The 22,131-nt window shown below is 46.8% G+C and carries 19 protein-coding genes; 11 read left to right on the top strand and 8 right to left on the bottom strand.

Features of this window, described 5'->3' with window-relative positions:
- Positions 1–66: 66 nt before the first annotated feature.
- Positions 67–1,359, bottom strand: coding sequence for a pentapeptide repeat-containing protein (locus QT998_RS22710; RefSeq protein WP_333092969.1), 1,293 nt, complete (start codon positions 1,357–1,359; stop codon positions 67–69).
- Between the two features lie 119 nt (positions 1,360–1,478).
- On the opposite strand from QT998_RS22710, the gene QT998_RS22705 reads away from it, so the two are divergent.
- The gene (locus QT998_RS22705; protein WP_333117224.1) at positions 1,479–1,934 is read left to right on the top strand and encodes an aspartyl protease; all 456 of its coding nucleotides are present in this window, start codon (positions 1,479–1,481) and stop codon (positions 1,932–1,934) included.
- A 94-nt stretch (positions 1,935–2,028) separates the two neighbouring features.
- Here the strand turns inward: QT998_RS22705 and QT998_RS22700 are convergent, their stop codons facing one another.
- Positions 2,029–2,541, bottom strand: a complete 513-nt coding sequence (locus QT998_RS22700; protein ID WP_333117222.1) for a DUF1648 domain-containing protein — start codon at positions 2,539–2,541, stop codon at positions 2,029–2,031.
- 102 nt (positions 2,542–2,643) lie between these two features.
- Between QT998_RS22700 and def the strand changes: the two genes are divergently transcribed.
- The 3 genes from def (at position 2,644) to QT998_RS22685 (ending at position 5,194) form a co-directional block, all read left to right on the top strand.
- Positions 2,644–3,204, top strand: a complete 561-nt coding sequence (gene def / locus QT998_RS22695; RefSeq protein WP_194008141.1) for a peptide deformylase — start codon at positions 2,644–2,646, stop codon at positions 3,202–3,204.
- The gene (locus QT998_RS22690) at positions 3,204–3,404 is read left to right on the top strand and encodes a hypothetical protein (protein WP_304941012.1); all 201 of its coding nucleotides are present in this window, start codon (positions 3,204–3,206) and stop codon (positions 3,402–3,404) included. Before def ends, QT998_RS22690 begins: the two co-directional genes overlap by 1 nt.
- Positions 3,405–3,856: 452 nt before the next feature.
- Positions 3,857–5,194: a PrsW family glutamic-type intramembrane protease gene (locus QT998_RS22685; RefSeq protein ID WP_333117220.1), complete on the top strand. Its 1,338-nt coding sequence runs from the start codon at positions 3,857–3,859 to the stop codon at positions 5,192–5,194.
- Between the two features lie 9 nt (positions 5,195–5,203).
- Here QT998_RS22685 and QT998_RS22680 read toward each other — a convergent pair whose 3' ends face one another.
- Positions 5,204–5,356: a PEP-CTERM sorting domain-containing protein gene (locus QT998_RS22680; protein WP_333092973.1), complete on the bottom strand. Its 153-nt coding sequence runs from the start codon at positions 5,354–5,356 to the stop codon at positions 5,204–5,206.
- A gap of 209 nt (positions 5,357–5,565) precedes the next feature.
- On the opposite strand from QT998_RS22680, the gene QT998_RS22675 reads away from it, so the two are divergent.
- Positions 5,566–6,618 (top strand): Gfo/Idh/MocA family oxidoreductase, encoded by a 1,053-nt coding sequence (locus tag QT998_RS22675; protein WP_333093003.1) that lies wholly within the window; start codon positions 5,566–5,568, stop codon positions 6,616–6,618.
- 374 nt (positions 6,619–6,992) lie between these two features.
- On the opposite strand, the gene QT998_RS22670 is transcribed toward QT998_RS22675, so the two are convergent.
- Positions 6,993–7,964: an SGNH/GDSL hydrolase family protein gene (locus QT998_RS22670; protein ID WP_333092974.1), complete on the bottom strand. Its 972-nt coding sequence runs from the start codon at positions 7,962–7,964 to the stop codon at positions 6,993–6,995.
- A gap of 285 nt (positions 7,965–8,249) precedes the next feature.
- Here QT998_RS22670 and btpA point away from each other — a divergent pair, with 285 nt between their 5' ends.
- The 4 genes from btpA (at position 8,250) to QT998_RS22650 (ending at position 14,248) form a co-directional block, all read left to right on the top strand.
- Positions 8,250–9,137: a photosystem I biogenesis protein BtpA gene (gene btpA / locus QT998_RS22665; protein ID WP_333092975.1), complete on the top strand. Its 888-nt coding sequence runs from the start codon at positions 8,250–8,252 to the stop codon at positions 9,135–9,137.
- Between the two features lie 177 nt (positions 9,138–9,314).
- Positions 9,315–10,241, top strand: coding sequence for a vitamin K epoxide reductase family protein (locus QT998_RS22660; protein WP_194067560.1), 927 nt, complete (start codon positions 9,315–9,317; stop codon positions 10,239–10,241).
- Positions 10,242–11,123: 882 nt separating this feature from the next.
- Entirely contained in the window at positions 11,124–13,229 is a 2,106-nt protein-coding gene (locus tag QT998_RS22655) for a CHASE2 domain-containing protein (protein ID WP_333117218.1), read from the top strand.
- A 740-nt stretch (positions 13,230–13,969) separates the two neighbouring features.
- Positions 13,970–14,248, top strand: a complete 279-nt coding sequence (locus QT998_RS22650) for a hypothetical protein (RefSeq protein WP_194067562.1) — start codon at positions 13,970–13,972, stop codon at positions 14,246–14,248.
- A gap of 10 nt (positions 14,249–14,258) precedes the next feature.
- Here the strand turns inward: QT998_RS22650 and nadB are convergent, their stop codons facing one another.
- The 3 genes from nadB to QT998_RS22635 form a co-directional block, all read right to left on the bottom strand.
- Positions 14,259–15,911 carry an L-aspartate oxidase gene (gene nadB / locus QT998_RS22645; RefSeq protein WP_333092977.1) on the bottom strand — a complete coding sequence of 551 codons (1,653 nt, stop codon included), beginning with the start codon at positions 15,909–15,911 and terminating at the stop codon, positions 14,259–14,261.
- A 570-nt stretch (positions 15,912–16,481) separates the two neighbouring features.
- Positions 16,482–16,916, bottom strand: coding sequence for a photosystem II complex extrinsic protein PsbU (gene psbU / locus QT998_RS22640; protein WP_333092978.1), 435 nt, complete (start codon positions 16,914–16,916; stop codon positions 16,482–16,484).
- Between the two features lie 202 nt (positions 16,917–17,118).
- Positions 17,119–18,105 (bottom strand): adenylate/guanylate cyclase domain-containing protein, encoded by a 987-nt coding sequence (locus QT998_RS22635; protein WP_333092979.1) that lies wholly within the window; start codon positions 18,103–18,105, stop codon positions 17,119–17,121.
- A gap of 862 nt (positions 18,106–18,967) precedes the next feature.
- On the opposite strand from QT998_RS22635, the gene hisF reads away from it, so the two are divergent.
- Positions 18,968–19,738 carry an imidazole glycerol phosphate synthase subunit HisF gene (gene hisF / locus QT998_RS22630; protein ID WP_194008152.1) on the top strand — a complete coding sequence of 257 codons (771 nt, stop codon included), beginning with the start codon at positions 18,968–18,970 and terminating at the stop codon, positions 19,736–19,738.
- Between the two features lie 594 nt (positions 19,739–20,332).
- Positions 20,333–20,674, top strand: a complete 342-nt coding sequence (locus QT998_RS22625; RefSeq protein ID WP_194067566.1) for a low temperature-induced protein — start codon at positions 20,333–20,335, stop codon at positions 20,672–20,674.
- Positions 20,675–20,885: 211 nt separating this feature from the next.
- Here the strand turns inward: QT998_RS22625 and QT998_RS22620 are convergent, their stop codons facing one another.
- On the bottom strand, positions 20,886–21,902 hold the full coding sequence (locus QT998_RS22620) for a sulfate/molybdate ABC transporter ATP-binding protein (RefSeq protein WP_333092980.1): 1,017 nt from the start codon (positions 21,900–21,902) through the stop codon (positions 20,886–20,888).
- Positions 21,903–22,131: the final 229 nt, after the last annotated feature.

Below are 22,131 nucleotides of genomic sequence, written 5' to 3'. Positions count from 1 at the left end.
ATCCCGGATAGTACCTCATACCAGAGCACAGAAAGGCTATACGTAAGTACAGCGGGACTGCTAATTTTAACGTCCGAGTTTATTGGGAATCCCTTCGCAGCCGCCGGGAATAGTGTCTCTCGACTTCGAGCCACACCAAGCGCAACAGTAATAGCGCTGAGCCTCTGACAGTCGCTTGACAGCCGTGAAATCAGCGCGTTCAACCACGGCGCCGGTATATTCGCCCGTTTCATAGTTGGGAAATTCCGTGCGGGTGCGAGGAGATGCAGTTTCTGCCGATCCGTAGAATAATATCGCCGCTTTCATGTCAGCACGATCGAGCTTGGCATCGTACAGGATAGCGCGCGAGAGGTTGGCTTTGACTAAATCGCATTTGCTGAGATTGGCCCGGACAAGGTTGGCTTCGCTCAACTCGGTCCACCGCAAATCGGTGCTAGCGAGGTCAGCACCGGCTAACATCACGTTTAAATCGATGACGCGGATACCGTGAGATCTGTCTTCTGCGTAGCCGCCGTCGCCGTCAAGGATGGCGCGGCCCAAAAGCCGATCGCGCTTCAGAGGAGTCACCAATCTCGACTGGGACAAAAACCGTAGAATTTTCGCCTTACCTTCAGCATCCACACTGCTCATAATTGCAGCGGTGCGACCTTCGGCGATCGCCCTTTCCTGCGGCCAATCTTCCAAAAACCCTTGTTCATCAAGGGCTAAATCGGAAACCCCTTGAAAATAAGCATCAATAGTTTGCTGCTGCGTAATTCGATTTTGCTGAATCGTCAAATCCTTCGAGATTACGTACTGCCGCCAAGCCACATAAACGCCCAAAATTGCGATCAAAATTTGCCCCAAAGCGCCGATTAACTCGCCGAGAGCTCCGATAGCGTCCCAGTTGATTTCGATGTTGCGGCTTCCCGGTTGCGTATTAGTACCGCTAAGCATCAGCAAGCCAACGATCCCAGCTAAAAGCCCGAAGCAGGAGATGATCAGCGTGCGCCAAGTCGGCGGAATTACCTGCGTCCAAATTTTGCCCCAACTCGGCCACATCATCCGCAGCGATATGCCGATCGCACCGACGGCCCCAATTAAGCCGATCCAAATGCTATCGTTAGCCAGCCCTACAATCATTGCTACGATCGCCGCCAGCGTCAGGACCGAACCCGACATCTCAGCAGTCGTTTGTGCCGGCTGTATCGGCGCAAAAATCATGTGGTTTGGACGCGAAGGCCGCGGTTTTGTCGATTCAGCAGTAGCAACGATTGTTGCTGATTCTGGTGGGACAACAGGACTCGCACCGTTAGGACTTTCTACAGTCACGTTGGAATCAGGAGGATTGGGTTGAGCAGAGTTTGGTTCTGGTGTCATGCGTTGAGGCAAATTCTAATTTTTGGCGATCGTTAAAACGATTTTAACCAATGAAGCACGATTATAGATAGCATTACAATATAGATCTCCAATTATTACACTCAAATAGGTAAAATAATATGACTCTGGTACTCCCCAATCTTCAAAGCAAACAAATGGGTCAAGTAATCACTACCATCACAGTCACGAATCGTATCGATCGAGTTATGGCAGAACGGGGATTTATTTCTGCTGAGGAAGTTCGCTCTGTCAACCTCGATAACGTTGTTGTCGATACCGGAGCAACTCTGCTTTCTTTGCCTGCTCCCATTATTAGCCAACTAGGCTTAATACAAGTAGGAGAAAGAAATGTCGAAACATCGGCCGGCATCAAAAAAGGTCGAATTTTTGCCGACGCTCAAATTATTGTAGAGGGGAGAGAAGGCAGATTTGATTGTTTAGAGTTACCCGAAGGCGTTTCGGCTGTTTTGTTGGGTGTGATTCCAATGGAAGAACTAGGCCTAGAACCAGATTTGAAAAATCGACGGTTGCGAGTGTTGCCGATGAACAATCAACAAACATATCTGATGGCTTAGTTGAAAATTTTGTCGTGAAGAATCCGATTTTTCGGATTGATGCAGACTAAAGTCATCGCTACAAACCTTGTTAGACGATAGTTTTTGCGTATATTTATCGAGCAAAATAAGCCTTGAACAAATACAAACCAACCGTTGCAAATATCAAAACAATTATCCCTAAAAGCAATTCCATACTAAATTTTTGAGCATTGCCCAAAGCCACAAGAATTTGTTGCCGCACCACAAAAGCAAACAGCCAACAAACCTCCGCTTTCAGCCAAACCAAAAGGCTTCTGGCTAGGAGATATTGTCGGCGCGCATTTTCTTCGGTAATCTGTACTGGATAATTAAAAGTATGCGGATAGCGCGATACAGCAGTTAAAACCACAAAAATAATGGCAGCCACCGCCGGCAGTATCCAGATTGTCACCCTGTCGCCCCAACTATCAGGCTGCCCGGAAAATCCGAAATGAATCGGAATTCGATCGGGCAAAACAGCCCAAAATTCTACGATCGGCAAAACAGCAAGCACAATCGCGATCGCCCCGGCGAACTCTACCGCCAAATCAGCAGGCGAAAGCCCCAGGGATCTAACAGGCCTTTGGTTTGGTGTGTTTCCAGTCATGGCTACTTAAAATTAGATTAAGATTGAAAGTAATAGTATTGCTTCCCATTTCCTCCCCCAACAGCTTTCGTTGGGGATTTTCAAACAATCTCGTGAGGTTTTATGACGGTTCAGGTTTTGGTGGAAAAGAAAAAGTTAGAAAAACCGCCCCTAACAATACACACTTTAGGCGATCGCGTCCTGCGGCAGCCAGCAAAGCGTGTCAGCAGCGTCGATGCAGAAATTCGGCAGTTAGTCCGAGAAATGCTGCAAACCATGTACAGTGCCGACGGCATCGGTTTAGCAGCCCCCCAAGTCGGAGTCCACAAACAAGTAATTGTTATCGACTGCGAACCCGACAATCCGGCGATACCTCCATTGGTTTTGATCAACCCCACCATCAAAAGTAGCAGCAGCGAAGTCTGCATCTTGCAAGAAGGGTGTTTGAGCATTCCGGGAGTTTATTTTGATGTCAAACGCCCAGAAGTCATTGAAGTGTCTTACCGCGACGAATTCGGTCGCCCCCAAACACTCAAAGCTCAAGACTTGCTGTCTAAGGTGATCCAACACGAAATCGATCATCTCAACGGCGTGCTGTTTGTAGACAGAGTAGAAAACAAACTTGCATTGAATGAAGAATTAGTCAAGCAAAAATATTCGCCCAAGGCAGTAAAATCAATATGATGGCAGGAACTCCCAAAAGTGGTTTATTGTTAGCTCTTTCTTGCATCACTGCGATCGCCGCCGTCGGCTCCATCTTTGAGTTGTCTTCGGGAGACGCTCAACTCGGAAATGTAGTGACGGGTATCATCCTCGCCCTCAGCGTACCGCTAACAGGCATATTTTTCTATGCCGCCGTTCAGGATGCTAGAGCAAATCTATAGGTACAGTCATTAGTTATTGGTTATTAGTTGTTAGTCATTAGTTATTAGTTATTAGTTATTGGTTATTGGTTATTAGTTATAGGTTATTAGTCGGAATCTAAAATCTCATAATTGTGGAATCAAGATTACGGATAACAAACAATATAACTAAACAGCGAGAAAATGACTAATAACTATGTTATCAATACTGCCAACAAATTAGATCGGCTAACGACTGATGACTAATGACTAACAACTGAGGGCGGGCACGCACCATCCACCCCCCCCTACCAACTACCAACTACCAACTACCAAATACCAACTAATAAGGGCGGGTACGGGGGCACCGCCCTACCAACTAATAACCAATAACTAATAACCAATAACTAATAACCAATAACCAATAACTAATAACTAATAACTAATAACCAATAACTAATAACCAATAACTAATAACTAATGACTAACAACTAATGACTAATGAAATCGGATTTTTGCGACAAGTGCCAGCCAAAGGCTCTGCGGCATCGGCAGCGTCCAAGTACCCACTTTCTGAATATGGGGAAGTGGCGATCGGACGCGATCGCAATTGTCACATAGCCCTAGAGTCGATCGCCCACGGCATGGTTTCCCGCCGCCACGCCGCAGTCCGCCCCCTGACTCATGGTAATTGGACGAGATGGCAAATTTGCGACCTCAACAGCGCTAACGGAACTTATGTCAACGGTCAAAAACTGCAAGGCTGCCAAACTTTACAAACAGGCGATCGTATCAGTCTCGGTCAAGACGGCCCTGAATTCATATTTGAAACTTCCGCAACCCCTCACCAAAGTAAACCCGGATTCTCCCAGGCCCCAACGGTCAATTTTGAGCCGCCCGAAAAAGACGCTCTAACTTTAACTCAATTATTCCCGATCGCCTCCACCGGCAAACAATTAAGCCAAAAAGCATACTTATATCCAGGTATAGCCACAGTTATTTTTGTCGTGTCGATGTTTCTCGCCGTCGGAAATTCCGCAGCCTTCAACTTCCTGCTGTCAGCCTACCTAGCCGGTGCAGCCTACTACTTCATTTATCAACTGTGCGGCAAACACAAACCTTGGTGGGTATTGCTCGGTACCGCTTTAGCCACAGTCCTGATACTGCTAAGCCCCTTATTGATTGGATTTATATTAGTATTTAGAGAAATTTTGCCCGGTCGTTTGCCCACAGAAGGCGAACAAATCAGTTTTTTACCTTTTTTAATCAGAATGTTCTTCGGGGCGGGTCTGATGGAAGAATTGCTGAAAGCCCTGCCCGTTTTGGGAGCGATGCTGCTGGGAAATTTACTAAAAAATCCCTGGCGCGATCGCATCGGCGTTTGGGAACCATTAGACGGAATTCTGTTAGGAAGTGCCTCAGCAGTCGGCTTTACACTACTAGAAACTCTCGGTCAATACGTTCCCAATATCATCCAAAATATCACCCTGCAAGCAGGCCCAGAAGCCGGACAATTAGTAGGATTGCAATTGCTCATTCCCCGCATTTTAGGCTCCGCCGCCGGACACATGGCTTACAGCGGCTATTTGGGATATTTTATCGGTTTAAGCGCCCTCAAACCCAGGAAGCGCTGGCAAATTTTGGGCGTAGGTTATTTTAGCGCCTCCGCACTTCACGCATTGTGGAATGCGTCGGGAGCAGTCAGCGTACTTTTGCTGGCCTTGGTGGGAGTTTTGTCCTATGCGTTTTTGGTGGCGGCTATTTTGAAAGCTAGGGCTTTGTCTCCGAATCGAGAGCAAAATTTTGCTACTCGCATATTTTATGAAAAGTGAACTAGCAGGTCAAGCAGCGATTTTTTTCTTATGTTTCAACCAGCTTAAACCGGCCAATGCTAAAGCTGTCCCTCCAACGGTGAGAGGTTCGGGAACTGGTTCGGCGGCCGTATCCAGGCGATCGCCCGCAGCATATCCATCATGTATAATTATATTTGTCAATACGTAATTTCCTAGAAAAATACCGCAATATTAAGCTCTCGTCCATAGGTAGCGCCTGCGTAATTGCTGACGGCTAGAATCCCAGCCCAACTTAGAAATTCTTCACAAATAGTTTGACTGTGGTACTATCTGGATGAGCTGTGAGTAGCTTAGGGAAGCCAACGGGCTTGATTCCTGTGGTGGAGGAGAATCCAGGAGTGCTAGATAGGATGTCATTGGGATACGCAAACGTTTTCGTCAAGCGAAGTCAACCCGAACCCCTCCGCATTGGGGTAATTGGGGTTGGCAATATGGGCCAACACCATACGCGAGTTTTGAGCTTGCTAAAAGATATCGAACTCGTGGGTGTTGCAGATATAAATGTAGAGCGGGGAATTGATGTAGCAAGCAAATACCGGGTTCGCTTCTTTGAAGACTACCGAGATTTGCTCGCCCACGTAGATGCAGTTTGCGTCGCCGTTCCAACTCGCCTGCACCACCCTGTGGGGATGTCTTGTCTCCAAGCAGGGGTTCACGTTTTAATTGAAAAGCCGATCGCAGCTAGCATTGCTGAAGCCGAATCTTTAGTCAACGCCGCTGCAGAAGCCCACCGCATTTTGCAAGTGGGTCACATCGAACGCTTCAATCCAGCTTTTCAGGAACTCGGCAAAGTGCTGAAAACTGAAGAGCTACTGGCATTGGAAGCTCACCGGATGAGTCCCTATTCCGATCGGGCCAACGACGTATCGGTAGTTTTGGATTTAATGATCCACGACATCGACTTGCTTCTGGAATTGGCAAATTCTCAAGTAGTAAAATTGACGGCTAGCGGTAGCCGCGCATCAGATTCAGGTTATTTAGACTACGTGACAGCGACGCTGAACTTTGCTAACGGCATTGTCGCCACCCTGACAGCAAGCAAGGTGACGCACCGCAAACTTCGTTCAATCGCCGCTCACTGCAAAAATTCTTTGACAGAGGCAGATTTTCTTAACAACGAAATCTTGATTCACCGACAAACCACCGCCAATTACGTGACAGATTACGGTCAGGTGCTTTACCGTCAAGATGGGTTGATCGAGAAAGTTTACACCAGCAATATTGAACCGCTCCACGCAGAATTGGAGCATTTTATTAATTGCGTGCGGGGTGGAAATCAGCCTTCAGTCGGAGGAGAACAAGCTCTCAAAGCTCTGCGGCTTGCGAGTTTGATCGAGCAAATGGCTCTCGACGGTCAAGCTTGGTATCCACAAAAGCTAGAGTCTACTTTGCAAGTTAGCTAAATCGAGACAAATTCTGTCGTTTCCGGGTGCCTTGACAGTTTGGGGTTTGTTGTTTGTTGAATAGGGTAACTGTTTGGGCGCAACCGGATTCGATGTCACTCGATTGTAGATTTTAGATTGTAGATTGTAGATTTTAGATTGACTCCACAGATGCAATCTGCGGGCTTAAACTGTCAATTTTAGATGAAAGATTTGAGATTGACTTCACATCCTTTATTGGGAGATGAAACAGTCTATTTGAAATCTCAGATTTGAGGTAGACTCCACAGATGCAATCTGCAGGCTTAAACTAAAATTAATTTTTTTTTGCTTTCCACAACCTATGTCGGGGGAGGGCAATTATCCATCTTTGGCTAAAGTCACAATTTTTGATCTTAAAAAAGAGCGACTATTTGACTGCTGATAGTTTGGCTAACTAGCTGATTTCCTTGAGGGCTTGGGTGAATGCTGTCTCGATACAAAGTTGCAAGTTGCGCCGCACAATTGAAAATAGGAAGAAAATCTATGTAAGTAATTTTCTCCTGTGTGACAAGTTCGGCGAGACGCTCTCTAGCCTTGACTTCCCAGTCTCTAGGGCCCTCGCCGCATTCATGGCGCTTGGGAGTCACCGCTAGCAAAAACTCGACGTTAGCCGATACAGCTATTGTTTGGATTTGGCGAATAGCTTCTAAGTTGCAGCCGACTACATCGCCACTTTTGGCTACGGCTGCTGCTAATTGGCTCGCTGGCATCGCAGGTAGCAAGTAACGGCTCAATAATTCTAGCGCGGCCGAGAGCGGTTGGCGATCCGGGTAAGCTCGATCGCGCCCCACCACCAGAGAAGAAGGAGCAGATGCAAACAAATCGTCCGTATTCAGCAGCAACACCAGAATTTTTGACCCAAAAACACCGAACCGCTGGGCGTAAGCAAGTTGATTCCTCGGCCCCCAAGAATTGGCTGAGGCATTCAGAATTTCAAACTTTGAGTAGTTGACTTTTGAACTTAATTGTGCATTGGTTGCCAGATTTTGTACTTGCAGCCTCAACTGGCGAGCCATAATTTCGGAGATGGTATCTGTCTGATCTGTCCACCAACCGCCGTTGGCGACAGAATCTCCCAACAGCAAAACCCGCAGAGTGTCTGAGGCTGGGAGTGGGGCGATCGTTCCAGTACGCATCGAATACTCATTAATCTCAATCCGGTTTCGCAAACGGCGCACCCTCTGGTTGGGCGCCAACAAATAGCCGCACTCCGCATCAGCAATGTAAATCAAGGGATTGCCAAAACCCAGCAACACCCGCAGCAGCACTTCGATTGCTGCCCACAATCCGCAGGTGAGGGCCAAAATTATCAGAACAAATTTCAACGATTAACCTCAATCTAAAACGGATACGGTGCTACGTACTATCTGTGGTAAAGAGTGCAAAATTTGAGACTTTTGTTCAACCTCCGGTAATTCACCCGCTTTCAGTAAATCGAAAATCTGCAATACCCGAATCGAAAATCGACTAAATGCTGCCCAATTCAGGCTTTTAGCAACTCTGCAGCGCGATCGAGTCATCGGAATCGCCCGCGTGGATATAGAATTCTAGAATATACCGTCAAAATCCGCCGTCAGCCGTCAGTGAACTTGGTGGTTTCAGGAAAATCCGTGGACTTAAAACAAATATTCAAAACGCCGAATCCCATAATCGGTGTCGTACATTTACAGCCTTTGCCAACTTCTCCCCGCTGGGGCGGGAACCTCAAAGCTATTATCGGAAGAGCCGAGCAAGAGGCTACAGCGCTGGCTTCTGGCGGCGCAAACGGTATCATAGTCGAGAACTTTTTTGATGCTCCTTTTGCCAAAGACAGCGTAGATCCGGCTGTTGTCAGTGCGATGACTCTGGTAGTCGAGAGGCTAACAAATCTCGTGACACTGCCGATCGGCGTTAACGTGCTGCGAAACGACGCCCACAGCGCGATCGCCATCGCCTCCTGCACGGGAGCTCAATTCATCCGCGTCAACGTCCTCAACGGCATCATGGCTACAGACCAAGGCTTAATTGAAGGCCAAGCACACCAGCTCCTGCGCTACCGTCGGGAATTGGGAAGCGATGTCAAAATATTAGCAGACGTGCTAGTCAAGCACGGGCGACCCCTGGGAGGCTCCAACTTGACCACAGCCGTCTCAGAGACGATCGGGCGCGCCTTAGCCGACGCCGTAATTCTTTCCGGCTGGACAACCGGCAGCCCACCCAATCTCGAAGACTTAGAACTTGCGAGTGCAGCAGCGGGGGAAACTCCTGTATTCATCGGTAGCGGTGCATCGTGGGAAAACATTTCCAGCCTCATGCAAGCTGCAGACGGAGTAATTGTGTCGAGCTCGCTGAAACGAAATGGCCGCATCGAACAACCGATCGATCCCATCCGCGTCAGTCAATTTGTAGAAGCCGCCCATCGCAGCTTTTCCGAGAAAGAGCTCGAACAAGAAAACAAAAACGCTAATGGTTCGAGAGGGCTAACACCGGAACCGGGCAGAGTCAGAAGTAAAACGTAAAATAGGAATTGTTGGCAGTTGTTAGTTGTTAGTTGGCAGTTGTTAGTTGTTAGTTGGCAACAGTCAGTAGGGGCGGTGGATGGTGCGGGCCCGCCCTCTTAACAGCCAACTGCCAACAGTCAACAGTCAACAGTCAACAGTCAACAGTCAACAATCAACAATTCCCAAATCAAAAAAATGATTCGCCGACGTTCAACCCCTTGGATTCATCGCTGGTCTAGGACGGTGATGGCAGCCATCGCAGCCATCGGCGTCCTAGAAACGGCCTATCTGACGATCGCTAAATTCACAACAAACTCAGTAATTTGTCCCACCAGCGGCTGCGACAAAGTTCTCAACAGTCCCTACGCTACAGTCTTTGGCACAGTGCCTTTAAGTTTATTAGGTTGTCTGGCATACCTGAGCATCGCAATTCTGGCATTAGCTCCCAAAGCCGTCAATCCTGACAACAACAAACGGCTGCACTCTCAACTAGAAAATTGGACTTGGCAAGCCCTATTTATCATCACCGCTGCGATGCTAATATTCAGCAGCTATTTGATGTATTTGATGGCTTTTGAAATTAAGGATCTGTGCATTTACTGCATCAGTTCCGCCTTATTTGCCCTGTCGCTGTTTGTGCTGGTGCTAGTCGGGCGCGACTGGGAAGATATCGGACAATTAGTTTTTACAGGCATTTTGGTGGTGATGGTGAGTTCGATCGGCGCTTTAGCCCTATACAACAGCGTCAGCTCACCCGCTCCTTTTGTTTCTGCTACCCCCGGAATTTTACCCCCAGCAGTCACCACAACCTCCGGGCCGGCACAAATTGCTTTAGCCCGCCATCTCCGACAAATCGGCGCTAAAGAATACGGCGCTTACTGGTGTCCCCACTGTCACGATCAAAAAATGCTATTTGGGAAAGAAGCAGCCAAAATAATTGATTATTTTGAATGCGATCCCAGAGGGCAAAATTCCCGCGCTGAAATTTGCCAAGCTGGTGCTGCAAATATTAAAGGTTTCCCTACTTGGGAAATTCAAGGTCAGTTTTATTCGGGGACACAAACTTTGGATAAACTCGCTGAGTTATCCGGTTACACTGGCCCGCGCAACTTTCAAAAATGATAGCAAGGCTTGAGAGTTGAGATCCGAGATTTTTTGGGGTAGGAAAAATCCAGCTTTTTAAAGCTTAGCTAATAGACCTCTTGCATAAATATTTGATTGATGGGTAAACCGCAGATTTCAAGCGGATAAACACCGATAGACGCAGATAATTTAATCTGCTCTGCGAATGAGTGCAAGAGGTCTAATCTTTTTCGGCTGTTGTAACATCACTCAAAAATATCGCATCTATAGCCTTTCAAGCGAAAGATGAGGTACTATCCGGGATAGGCCAAACCGGGCATAGGCCAAACCGGGCTATCTTCACTTTTGTCAGAACCGCTATACAATCCATAAAAAAAAATTAAACATTAGTTGGTGCGAATTTTAAAATACTTTCGGAAGTATTGTAGTATTAAGTCTGAAAAAAAATCAATTATCATTCCTTCATGCAATAGATTTCCCTAAACTGCGGATAAATCGACCATCTTCCAGAAAGACCAACAATCTCATATAACCGCACCAGATATATTCAAAAATCCCGAAAAAACCCAGAGTTTCACTGCCCAACATTTTTGCTGTAGCAAGCTTTATTATAATTTTTATAAATAGTAGAACTACTAGACATTTTACAAATAAAATCAAAAAACCGGATTTCTGCTTCCAGACTCATTAAACTGGTATTGCATTAATTCGCTTTCAATTCCTGCAATTATCTGCGTTTATCTGGGTCTATCTGCCTGAAATCTGCGGTTGCCAAGTGCGATAAAAAACTTAGGCAACTCCAGTCTCTTGTCAAATGAGATATTTTGCCAGGATCGACTGAGCCGATCGCCGAGAAGATATAAAAGCTATATGTAGTAGTAGCTTAGATGCTCCAAAGGCGAGGCAAAAATTCCCAAAATTATGATAGAAAGTATCAAAAAATGGCTCGATCGAGAACGCAGAGTATTGATTACTGCCAGTACGGTTGCCGGTACGGTGATTGTACTGCGCTGGTTCGGATTTTTGCAGGTGTGGGAATGGACTGCTTTCGACCACTTTGTGCGCGGGCGGCCAGCCGAACCCATTGACTCGCGCATCATGATTGTAGAAATTAAGGAAGCTGACTTGCAAAAATACGGCTACCCAATTTCCGATGCTGTATTGGCCCAATTGCTGCAAAAATTGCACGCTGGCAAACCGCGGGCGATCGGTCTCGACGTTTACCGAGATTTGCCCACTCAACCGGGTAACGCCGAATTGCTCAAAACTTTTAAAACTATTCCTAACTTAATTGGCATTGAGTTGATGCCAGATGAAACCAGGATTGGAGTTCGGCCCCCTCCGGTACTTGAGGAGTCCTCGCGCGTCGGTTTCAACAACGTTGTCATCGATGCTGACGGTAAAGTGCGCCGAGCTTTGCTTTACTCTTGGCCCGGAGACGGCAACACTCATGAAAGCTTCGCGCTCAAACTGGCTTTGCTTTACCTCGAAGGCGAAGGGATTTCTCCTCAGCCAGCAACTGTCAATCCTAAATACTTGCAGTTAGGCAAGGGGGTGTTTCGACCTTTTGAGCCGAATGACGGTGCTTACGTGCGAGCGGACAGCCGCGGCTATCAAATTCTGGCTGCTCTGCGCGGTCCGAGCGGCAGTTTCCGCACTGCATCGATGGGTGACGTGCTTTCTGGCAAAGTACCGGCGGATTTTGTGCGATCGCGCGTTGTGTTGATCGGCTCAACAGCCACCAGCCTCAAAGACTTTCAGCAAAATGCTTACAGTTCGGGTGTGTTTGCTCCTCCCCAGCCCATACCGGGAGTCGAGCTTCAGGCTCATTTCTTGAGCCAAATTTTGAGTGCGGCCCTCGACGGACGCGAAGGTATCAATGTTTGGCCCGAGGCTGGGGAGTTACTGTGGATTTTACTGTGGTCTTGGGTGGGAGCGAGTGTGAGCTGGAAGTTGCGATCGCTCGGGCGATCGGCTGGGTGTTTGTCAAGTATCTGTCTCGGTTTGAGTGCCAGTTTATACTTAGCTTTTTTAGACGGTTGGTGGCTGCCATTAATTCCTGCAATCCTCAGTCTTTTCGGTTCTGGCGTAGCAGTTGTCGGCTATCTGGCTCACTTGCAAGAAGAACTAAAACGCTCTAAAGAATTTTTACAATCGCTAATTGATACAATTCCAGACCCGATTTTTGTCAAAGATATAAATCACCGCTGGGTTGTGTTGAATCAGGCCTATTGTCGGTTAATCGGCTATCCTTGGGAAATTTTAACCCATCGCACAGATTACGACTTATTTCCCCAAGCCGAAGCCGATATATTTTGGCAGCAAGACGAATTAGTATTGCAAACTCAACAGCCGCAAGAAAATGAAGAATATTTTACCGATGCTCACGGAATTACGCATCTGATTGCGACTAAAAGAACCCTGCACAAAGATGCAGCCGGCAACTTATTTTTAGTCGGAGCGATCAGAGATGTTACCGAGCGCAAACTTCGCGAAGACGCTCTAGAGAAAAAAAATGCTGAACTCAGCCACCAAGCTTCTCACGATGCTCTTACAGGTTTGCCCAACCGTAAAATGTTTTACGAATGTTTGCATCTGTCTCTAGAAAGAGCTTCTTGCAATCAAGAACTGGTAGCTTTACTGTTTTTAGATTTAGATGGATTTAAGTCTATCAACGACACTCTCGGACACAATGTGGGCGATTTACTCTTAAAATCAGTTGCTAACAGGCTCAGACAATGCTTGCGCGGCAGCGATATCATCTCGCGGCTGGGCGGCGACGAGTTCACAGTCATCCTGTCGGCAATTCCCGGTAATGAGGAAGCTGCAAAGGTAGCTGAAAAAATTTGCGATGCCATCGTGCAGCCTTTTTTTTTAGAAGAACATAAAGTTTCTGTAACTACAAGTATTGGTATTAGTTTATATCCAACTGACGGTCAAGAGTCAGAGATTTTAGTCAAAAATGCCGATGCTGCAATGTATCGTGCTAAGGAACGGGGGAAAAATCAATATCAATTTCTTGAGTAATTTATCATCAGTCATCAGTCATCAGTCATCAGTCATTAGATAGACTTACAAAAATCATGAAACTTATGACTGGAGATTGCCATCTCATCTAAATCGGGACTGAGGCAAAAAAGAGTTTTATATCAATTCCGGTTGCACTCCTCATGATGTTGAGTGTTGACTGTTGACTGTGAATCGAACAACTGAAAATTGCGCCGAGATAGGTAACGAATTGTAAAAATCTTTCATAAATTGCCCTCTAACTTATCACCTGACGATGCAGCCGGAAACGATATTATTTATTGCTTGTAGGGGTAAGGGTCCATACACCCCGCACCCTACAGATAGAGGTTATGCTGGAGCATCTCATACCAAATCCGGGTAAGATGCCCCAATCCATGATTTCGTAAAAGCACGTTGCCACTACGAACAATTTTTGCCTCTTTCCTCGTCTTTTAAAGAGCTGCACCCTACAACTAGAAACCGGGTTTTTTGCCGAATTTCGGGGCTGCAACGCGCTTTTCATAAAAAACTCGGTTTCTAGTTCCCCATGCGTCAGTCCTAATTAAAAGATTCAAAAACTGAGCTAGAAGACCAAATTTAAATCGCCAAAAAGTCTTTATTTATAATCTTTTACGTAAGTTCACGAAAATTAAGTAAAGTAAATATAAAGATATCAGTGTAAATACGGAAAGTGATAGATATAATAGGTTTTACAGACCTGCATCTACTTCGGTGATTTGAATAAGGCTATAAATACTATGCGTACTTTGATTCAGCTCACAACAACGGCTACCCTGGCTGTATGCTTGCAAGTGAATACGATCGGCATCGCCAATGCCGCTACCATCACAAAAATGGTTCGTAGTGCGGACTTTAGTCCGCAACAAGTGAGCGGACGCCAGGATGCACTACGAACCAATCCGAGATCGACCTCCACATTTTTGGCAGCCGCCAAAACTTCTAGGTCTGGAAATACCTCAAAATATGAACCAGACCCCAACGGGAACCCGAAAAGTGACGGTACGGGAACGCGCTGAGACCAATTTTTTAATCTTCTATGAGATCAGATTTGTACCAATTCGATTGGTTAATTAAAGTGTGCCTGCACCAATCTCGATCGGTAAGTGGATAGTCCACACGATAGTGACCGCCGCGACTTTCCGTGCGAAACGCAGCACTTTTGAGAATTAAGTAACCAATATCCAATAAATTGCCAAGTTCTCCCCAATTTCGCAAAACCGAGCTATTTTCCGCATTATCTGGTGAAAAATCAATAGTTTGTCCGGGCGGCAAATTATCAAGCGTTTGACTCAAGGGCAAAGAGGCAAATTCTTGCCGCCAAATCTCAACTTGGACGATCGCACTTTCCAAATCCCGCATTCCCCGGCAAATTCCCGCACTCTGCCACAGCAAACTCGGCAATTCCACCCGCAATTTTTCGATCGTCTCAATCTCCTGTGGAGAAATCGATTTTTCCCAAATTTCCCCTACATCGACCTCATCCGTGAATGGCTTGGACTTTTCACCTTCCACCTGCAAAAGTCCCATCTGCGCGCCAAAAACCAGACATTCCAGCAGCGAATTGCTCGCCAACCGATTAGCGCCGTGTACCCCCGTGCTGGCAGTTTCTCCCACCGCGTACAAACCCGGAATCGAAGTTTGGTTAAACTTGTCAGCCACAATCCCTCCCATCCAGTAATGGGCGGCGGGCGTCACCGGCACCGGTTCGGAAAAAATATCAATTCCCCAATCAGCGCAGACTTGAATAATATTCGGAAACCTGTAGCGCAGCCGATCGACCGCAATCGGGCGCAAATCCAGCCAAACATGAGGTTCCCCCGTCTTCTGCAAATGGCGAAAAATAGCGCGGCTGACAACATCGCGAGGCGCAAGTTCCCCGCTGGGGTGAGAGTCAAAAGCAAAGCGATATCCCTTGCTGTCAACCAAATGAGCTCCTTCTCCCCGCACCGCCTCGCTAATCAGAAACCGGGGCGCGCCAGCTTTACTTAGCGCCGTCGGATGAAACTGCACAAATTCTAAATCTCGCAGCAGCGCCCCGGCGCGCCACGCAATTGCCACCCCGTCTCCGGTACTGACCGACGGGTTGGTGGTTTGAGCAAAAACCTGTCCGCCGCCGCCTGTCGCTAGCACCACAGCCGGTGCCTGCAGCCATTTGACTCGGTTGCCACAAATCGCACTAATGCCCTGACAGCGGCCGCTTTCGTCGAGCCACAGACTCAATGCAAAGGCGGGGGATACGACTTGAATGTTTTGGCGGCTCAATACTTTTGCTGTCAGGGTACCTATCACTGCTTTCCCTGTGGTGTCGGCGGAGTGGAGCACTCGGCGGCGGGAGTGGGCGGCTTCTAGGGTGAGGGCTAAATCTGAGCCGGCGCGATCAAACGCCACGCCCATTTTCACGAGGGAATCAATGCAATCGGGAGCTTCCTCGACCAAAAATTTGACCGCTTCCAAATCGCAAAGACCGGCTCCTGCAGCCACTGTATCCTGAACGTGCAGCGCTGCCGAATCTTCCGGGGCGATCGCCGCTGCAATTCCTCCTTGGGCCCAATCGCTGGCAGAAACAGGCAGGGTATTTTTATTAATTGAACCCACCTGTAAATGTTCTGGAAGGCAAAGTGCCGTGTACAAACCGGCTGCCCCAGCACCTATCACTAATACATCAAATTTGTCAGTCATAAGTCTGCCGATTTTAGATTTTAGATTTTAGAATTAACTCTCAATCTGAATTTTGGGGCGAGAATTAATGTCTGTCGATTTTATCTGATATTTCTTGCACTCATTCACAAATCATCTGAAAAGCATCTGCGTCTATAGCGGTTCTCAATACAGTCAGGTATGCCCGCTTTGGCCTGTTCCCTATGCCGAGAGCACCTCATGTTACGAACGAAAGGCTATATCTGTGTTTATCAGCCTTTCATCTGCGGTTTATGTATTAATCGAGGATTTATGCAACTCCAGTCTATTTTAGATTGAGCCTACAAATGATCTCGTTTCCGCTTGCATCGGAATGATTTAACCTTATTAGTACACAGAGTCCGAGAATATATATCTGAATCATTCCGATGCTACCGGATTTGATTTTAATCTCGAAAACGCGCTGATTTCAACCTCGCAAATTTTTGCCAGCCTTGCCGAATTCTGGAGAAAGCAGAAGGCAGAAGTCATCAGCCTCTAGAAAAATTTTTTTCTTTCTGCTTTCTGCCTTCTGCCTTCTGCTTTCTGCCTTTAAAGGAGGCCCGCTGCTATTTAGTCGTAAAAACCGTTGTTCAATCTGTTGTCTCCTTCAATAAATATTGAATCGACATCAGTTACGGTGAATTTGTCCAGGTTAGCCTGCAGCACCTTTTTCTGAGGTTCCGTCAAGCCTGAAATGTTGAGTACGTCCTCAACGTCTTCGTAAGGAGCATTCTTAATAATTAGTCCAGCTAAAGTAGGATACAACCCTCGAAATTCCCGAAAATCCCGGACGCCGCTGTTGTTCAAGTCAATTTTTTTGCCGTATTCTGTGGCAAGTTTGTCATCGGCGCGATTTGTTCTAGTCGGAACGTCAAGCACTATAAGCGAGGATGGTGGTAAGACGAGACGGCTCAATGTCGCCGCGCTCGCGCTTTGGTCTCCTGCCCATGCAAAGCAGCCCAGCACTAGGCCCAATACTGCCAATAGACGACCCAATCGTTTCATGAAGTTTTGTCTCCCAATTTCATGCAAAGCATTTATTATGTAGAGACTACCATTTTGCTTATACAGTTTGTTAGATAAATCCGCAGCACGCGCAGAAATGTCAAAAAAGTTTACATTCATGTATTGACATTGCGGACTATATATGATAATAGTCGCAGGTGAGGCGATCGGTTGATTTTTGACGCTGCACCTAGTTTTTTACCTATTCAGAACTCTTTCCTTTGGTTTTGAGAAAAGCGTTCAAGTCAGAATAAGTACCGCCGTAAGTCACGCTGGGAGTTTCGTAACCTTTTAAAGCAACGGTGTGCTGCTCGAAAGCACCCTCAGCACCCAATTCGGTCAGGTATTTGTAGGTGGTTTCTCCCACGGCGATATCTTTGCCGAGTTGCTTGGTGCAAGATTCTAGGCGAAATGCTGCGTTGACAGTATCTCCCAAGGCGGTGTAGTCCGATCGATCGCTGCTGCCAGAATTTCCCACCATTGCATAACCGGTATTGATGCCAGCCCCTACTCGCAAAGGAAAAGGCAGGGGGTAACGGCTGCTGAGTTCGTCTGTTGCCTTGTGCAGTTGGCTCAAAGCTTGGCAAATCCGCATCATTTCCTCGGTGCTGACACCGCTTGGTTTGTGAAACCACACGGCCATGATCGCATCGCCGATGTATTTGTCCACCCAACTGCCGTGTTCGCGAATGATGTGTCCTGCTTTGCGGAACCAATTCCCGATGACTTCGGAGAGTAGGGTTTCGTCTAGCTGTCTAGTCAAAACGGTAAAATCTCGGATGTCCATTACCATGACGGTAATCAGGCTGCGGACGGTCAAAGTCGCCGTAAAATCTTCTGAGTCTGTCTCGTGTATGTGATCGATCCGGCGGCCGGAGGCTGGGTTGTAGAAATCCAATTCAGTTTGACCGAAAATAATCCGATCGCCATTTCGGAGCGTCACAGGAATACTCACCCGCCGCCCGTTGACAAAGGAACCGTTGCGGCTTCCCAAGTCGATCAAGTAAAACTCTCCCGTCTCCATTTGCTGTAACATCGCGTGATTGCGAGAAATCCAGCGATCGGTCAATACAAAATTATTGTCATCATTCCGCCCTACTGTCCAGCAATTGCTGCCGGAGAGCGGCAAGTAGCGATTGCCGCTTTCTGTACGAAGTAACAAATGTGGATTGGCTTGCAAAGTCACCACAGCCCTAGAAACAACATCAATTCAACCGATTTGAGGTTTTCAACTTTCAATCTTAACTTTAGTACGTGGCTCATAAGTGAATACTCAGGACAGTTTTTGAGACAGAGGCTGAAATCCTCATTTTACCGTTAGCATTAGACTTCACTGAGAAGGATGAAACCCTCATTCTGCCGTTAGTGATTGAAAACTGTCCGAACTATTAATAACTCATGATTGCCAGTAAAAAACCTTAAATCGGCTGTTCTCAAAATTTAAAATTATTTAGTCCATCCTCGATGCACCGAACCCGTACAGGATTGCCTAACCACAATACGATCGCCAGCGAAGGTAGTTATGTTTCGATCTTAAGCGAAAGTGTCATATTTTTCACGCCAGAGATGTATCTCAGGAGTTAAATTTGCTGCTTTTTGCCAAAAAAAAACTGGCAGATGGCTCTGTACCTTAACCGAGAATTATTAAAACATCAGTTACCTGTAAGATTTGTTACTTGACTTCTAATTTTGCCAGATATCAACAGAGCCTGTTCCAGGCAGTGGCCGATCCGGGCTTGAAGTATCTGTCAACAATAGCATTTTAGATTTTAGATTCAATAAATTGGGTCAGTAACATGAGGTGCTCTCGTGGCCCGCGCAGGGCATGGGCCCTCGCAGGGCATTGGGCATCTTGCCCCCCGAGCGAAGTCGAAGGGTGGCCCGCGCAGGGCATACCTCACCAAGCTTGAGAACCGCTATATCATGTCCGATCGATTACCATAGCAAAAATTGATCGGACACGATACGACTTACTGCATAATGGTTTCGGTCGCGAGGCTACAGTTGCATTTTTTTTGGGAACTGGTATAAATTACAAACACGAGAATTTTATGTTGTCAAAAAGAATTTTGCCTTGTTTGGATGTGAAAGCCGGCCGCGTGGTCAAAGGTGTCAATTTTGTCAACCTTAAGGATGCTGGCGATCCGGTGGAAATGGCTCAGGTATACAACGATGCGGGTGCTGACGAGTTGGTGTTTCTGGACATTACCGCGACTCACGAAGACCGGAACATTATGATTGATGTGGTATACCAAACTGCAGATCGAGTATTTATCCCTTTGACTGTCGGCGGCGGCATCCAATCCTTGGACACGATTAAAAGTTTGTTGAGGGCGGGCGCTGATAAGGTAAGCATTAATTCAGCAGCAGTGCGCGATCCGAGTTTGATTGACAAAGCCAGCGATCGATTCGGCAATCAGTGCATTGTAGTGGCGATCGACGCCCGCAAACGGCAAGATGCCGATAATCCGGGTTGGGACGTGTACGTGCGCGGGGGGCGAGAAAATACCGGGAAAGATGCGATCGTCTGGGCCAAGGAAGCCGCACAGCGCGGTGCCGGCGAAATTCTGTTGACTAGCATGGACTCTGACGGAACTCAAGCCGGTTACGACTTGGGATTAACCCGCAGCATCGCCGAAGTTGTAGAAATTCCGGTGATTGCTTCCGGCGGCGCGGGTAACTGTCACCACATCTACGAAGCGGTGACAGAGGGCAAAGCAGAAGCCGCACTCCTGGCTTCCCTCCTACATTACGGGCAACTGAGCGTCGGAGAAATTAAGACTTATCTAGCACAACATCAAGTTCCCGTGCGGCTGCAGTAACTTAAGGAGTTATATCAATTCCGGTTGCACCGTCAGGTGATTGTTGACTGTTGACTGTTGACTGTTGACTGTTCGCCGTTGACTGTTGACTGTTGACTGTTGACTGTTGACTGTTGACTGTTGACTGTTCGCGGGCGGGTCGAAAAACTGAATGGTTGACTGTTCACCGTTGACTCGATTTTATGATTCCGATGCCACCGGAAACGATATTACGCATGGGACAAAAAACCCGGTTGCTCGATCGATCTCTGTCGAATAGCAGCCACGATTCTCAACAACACCGGGGTTTTTGCCTTAGCGGGGAGAGCCCGCTCAGATGCTGCCACAGATACTCCCATCTCAAATCTCAATCGGACTTCAGCGATGCACCAGACTCATCTATCGGAAGACACAAAGCCAAAATATTCCCTGAGAAGGATTTCAAATATCCGTTTTTTTGGCTAAATATTATATATTACCTCAATTTAAGAAAGAGGCACTGCTCAAAGCTGTTGCTTTTATCGAACTTGAGCTAAAGATTGTACAGAATTTGAACGAGCTTCAGCCTGTTAACAATCTCAGCGATGAAAATTTGTAAAAATGGAGAAAATTTGTATGTCTTTTATCAGCTTTAATCTTCCTGCCAAGCGTTTTGTTCGCAGTTTAATAGCTGTTTGTTTTTGTGCATTGATGTTTGTTTCCAATGCTTTCCCAGCTTTTGCTGTTACCAGCAGCCCCACTAAAGGTGAAGATCAACTTTTGGGGATTGAGAAAGAAGCTCAAAAAGCTGTTTTGAAAGACCCGATGTCTCTGGAAGAAACTCAGAAAAAAGCTAATGAAGGGATTAATGAAGTTCAGGGAGATGCTGACAGCGAGAAGATGAAAAATCCTTCTAATACAAGAGCTACATCTTTTGAGCAACAAGTCAAAAAAGCTGTGAGCAACATTAAAGACTAACTCCACAGTTATCAGCCTAAAAAATTAGGGGCAAGGCAATGCCGTGTCCCTTGATTTTTGTGTGTTTGCTCTCCATTTATATCGGTTTCAGGTTGCATCAAAATAATAAAATCGAGTCAACAGTCAACAGCCAACAGTCAACAGTCAACAGTCATAACGAGTGCAACCGAAATTGGTATCAGAGGGTTCGATCGCTCGATCGCACCCGATCTCAGATAGAATAAAACAGTGGAAAAGACTTTGCACCTTTCGGCTTGACGAACACTCTTTGCTGCGGCTGTAACAGCAATTGGTCAAACTTTTCTCTGGTCAAATTAGCATTGAGCACTTGACCGTCATCTAAAGTTAATTCTACCTGAATTTCCCATCCCAAATGAATCAAGCGACTGATTCTTGCAGGCACTGTTGCACTATTTTCTGTGGTTTCAATTACTACGTCGTGAGGGCGCAAGAAAATTTCGGGGTTGGCTGAGTCAAAGCCGTTGTCTTGAAACATTCTCGAACTGCTGGGCAAGACATTGACAGGGCCGATAAAACTCATGACGAATGCACTAGCAGGATGGTCGTAAATTTCTGCGGGCGTGCCTACTTGTTCGATTTGACCTTTATTCATGACTGTAATGTGATCGGCAACTTCCATCGCTTCTTCTTGGTCGTGCGTCACAAAGACGGTGGTAACGTGCACTTCGTCATGCAGTCGGCGCAACCAAGCGCGCAAATCTTTGCGGACTTTAGCATCGAGAGCTCCAAAAGGTTCGTCTAACAGCAACACTTTCGGTTCCACAGCCAGGGCTCTTGCTAGGGCCACGCGCTGCCGCTGACCTCCTGAGAGTTGCGACGGGTATCTATCGCCCAATCCTGCTAATTGCACTAAATTCAACAATTCTTCTACCCGCGATTTGACTTTGGCGGGTGCAGTTTTCTGAATTTCCATCCCGAAAGCGATATTTTTTCGCACTGTCATGTGCTTGAAAAGCGCGTAATGCTGAAACACAAACCCAATTTTGCGGTCTTGAACGCTGGTATTTGTGGCATCTTGGCCTGTCAGCCAGATTTTGCCGGAGTCGGGCATTTCTAAACCTGCAATCAGCCGCAGCAGGGTAGACTTGCCGGAACCGGACGGGCCTAGCAGTGCGACTAGGGAACCGGATTCAATTTCTAAACTGACTTTATCGAGTGCTTGGAAACTGCCAAACTGTTTACTGACATTTTCTACGACGATACCCATAGGAAGTTCGGCAACGGATTAGTGTAATGGATTTAACGGATGGATGATGAGCTGCGAGGTTCGAGGAAAGAGCGAAAAATGTTAATCCCCGGTTTGTGGATAGGTTTATGTAAGATTTTATAGCACGATCGCGCATCAGTTACTTAATTTTATGGTCTTACCAGCCTCTGGAAAGCCCGAAAATTCTCTAAAATACACCTCCATCACAAAACAATATAATTCTTTGCCA

The sequence above is a fragment of the Microcoleus sp. S1D4 genome (assembly GCF_036700765.1).
GTDB lineage: Bacteria > Cyanobacteriota > Cyanobacteriia > Cyanobacteriales > Microcoleaceae > Microcoleus.
This window is presented reverse-complemented; position numbering and strand designations above follow the sequence as displayed.

Coding starts and splice junctions, on each gene's coding strand:
- QT998_RS22710 (WP_333092969.1), bottom strand. CDS start 1,359: ATGACACCAGAACCAAACTCTGCTCAACCCAATCCTCCTGATTCCAAC.
- QT998_RS22705 (WP_333117224.1), top strand. CDS start 1,479: ATGACTCTGGTACTCCCCAATCTTCAAAGCAAACAAATGGGTCAAGTA.
- QT998_RS22700 (WP_333117222.1), bottom strand. CDS start 2,541: ATGACTGGAAACACACCAAACCAAAGGCCTGTTAGATCCCTGGGGCTT.
- def (WP_194008141.1), top strand. CDS start 2,644: ATGACGGTTCAGGTTTTGGTGGAAAAGAAAAAGTTAGAAAAACCGCCC.
- QT998_RS22690 (WP_304941012.1), top strand. CDS start 3,204: ATGGCAGGAACTCCCAAAAGTGGTTTATTGTTAGCTCTTTCTTGCATC.
- QT998_RS22685 (WP_333117220.1), top strand. CDS start 3,857: ATGACTAATGAAATCGGATTTTTGCGACAAGTGCCAGCCAAAGGCTCT.
- QT998_RS22675 (WP_333093003.1), top strand. CDS start 5,566: ATGTCATTGGGATACGCAAACGTTTTCGTCAAGCGAAGTCAACCCGAA.
- QT998_RS22660 (WP_194067560.1), top strand. CDS start 9,315: ATGATTCGCCGACGTTCAACCCCTTGGATTCATCGCTGGTCTAGGACG.
- QT998_RS22655 (WP_333117218.1), top strand. CDS start 11,124: ATGATAGAAAGTATCAAAAAATGGCTCGATCGAGAACGCAGAGTATTG.
- QT998_RS22650 (WP_194067562.1), top strand. CDS start 13,970: ATGCGTACTTTGATTCAGCTCACAACAACGGCTACCCTGGCTGTATGC.
- nadB (WP_333092977.1), bottom strand. CDS start 15,911: ATGACTGACAAATTTGATGTATTAGTGATAGGTGCTGGGGCAGCCGGT.
- psbU (WP_333092978.1), bottom strand. CDS start 16,916: ATGAAACGATTGGGTCGTCTATTGGCAGTATTGGGCCTAGTGCTGGGC.
- hisF (WP_194008152.1), top strand. CDS start 18,968: ATGTTGTCAAAAAGAATTTTGCCTTGTTTGGATGTGAAAGCCGGCCGC.
- QT998_RS22625 (WP_194067566.1), top strand. CDS start 20,333: ATGTCTTTTATCAGCTTTAATCTTCCTGCCAAGCGTTTTGTTCGCAGT.
- QT998_RS22620 (WP_333092980.1), bottom strand. CDS start 21,902: ATGGGTATCGTCGTAGAAAATGTCAGTAAACAGTTTGGCAGTTTCCAA.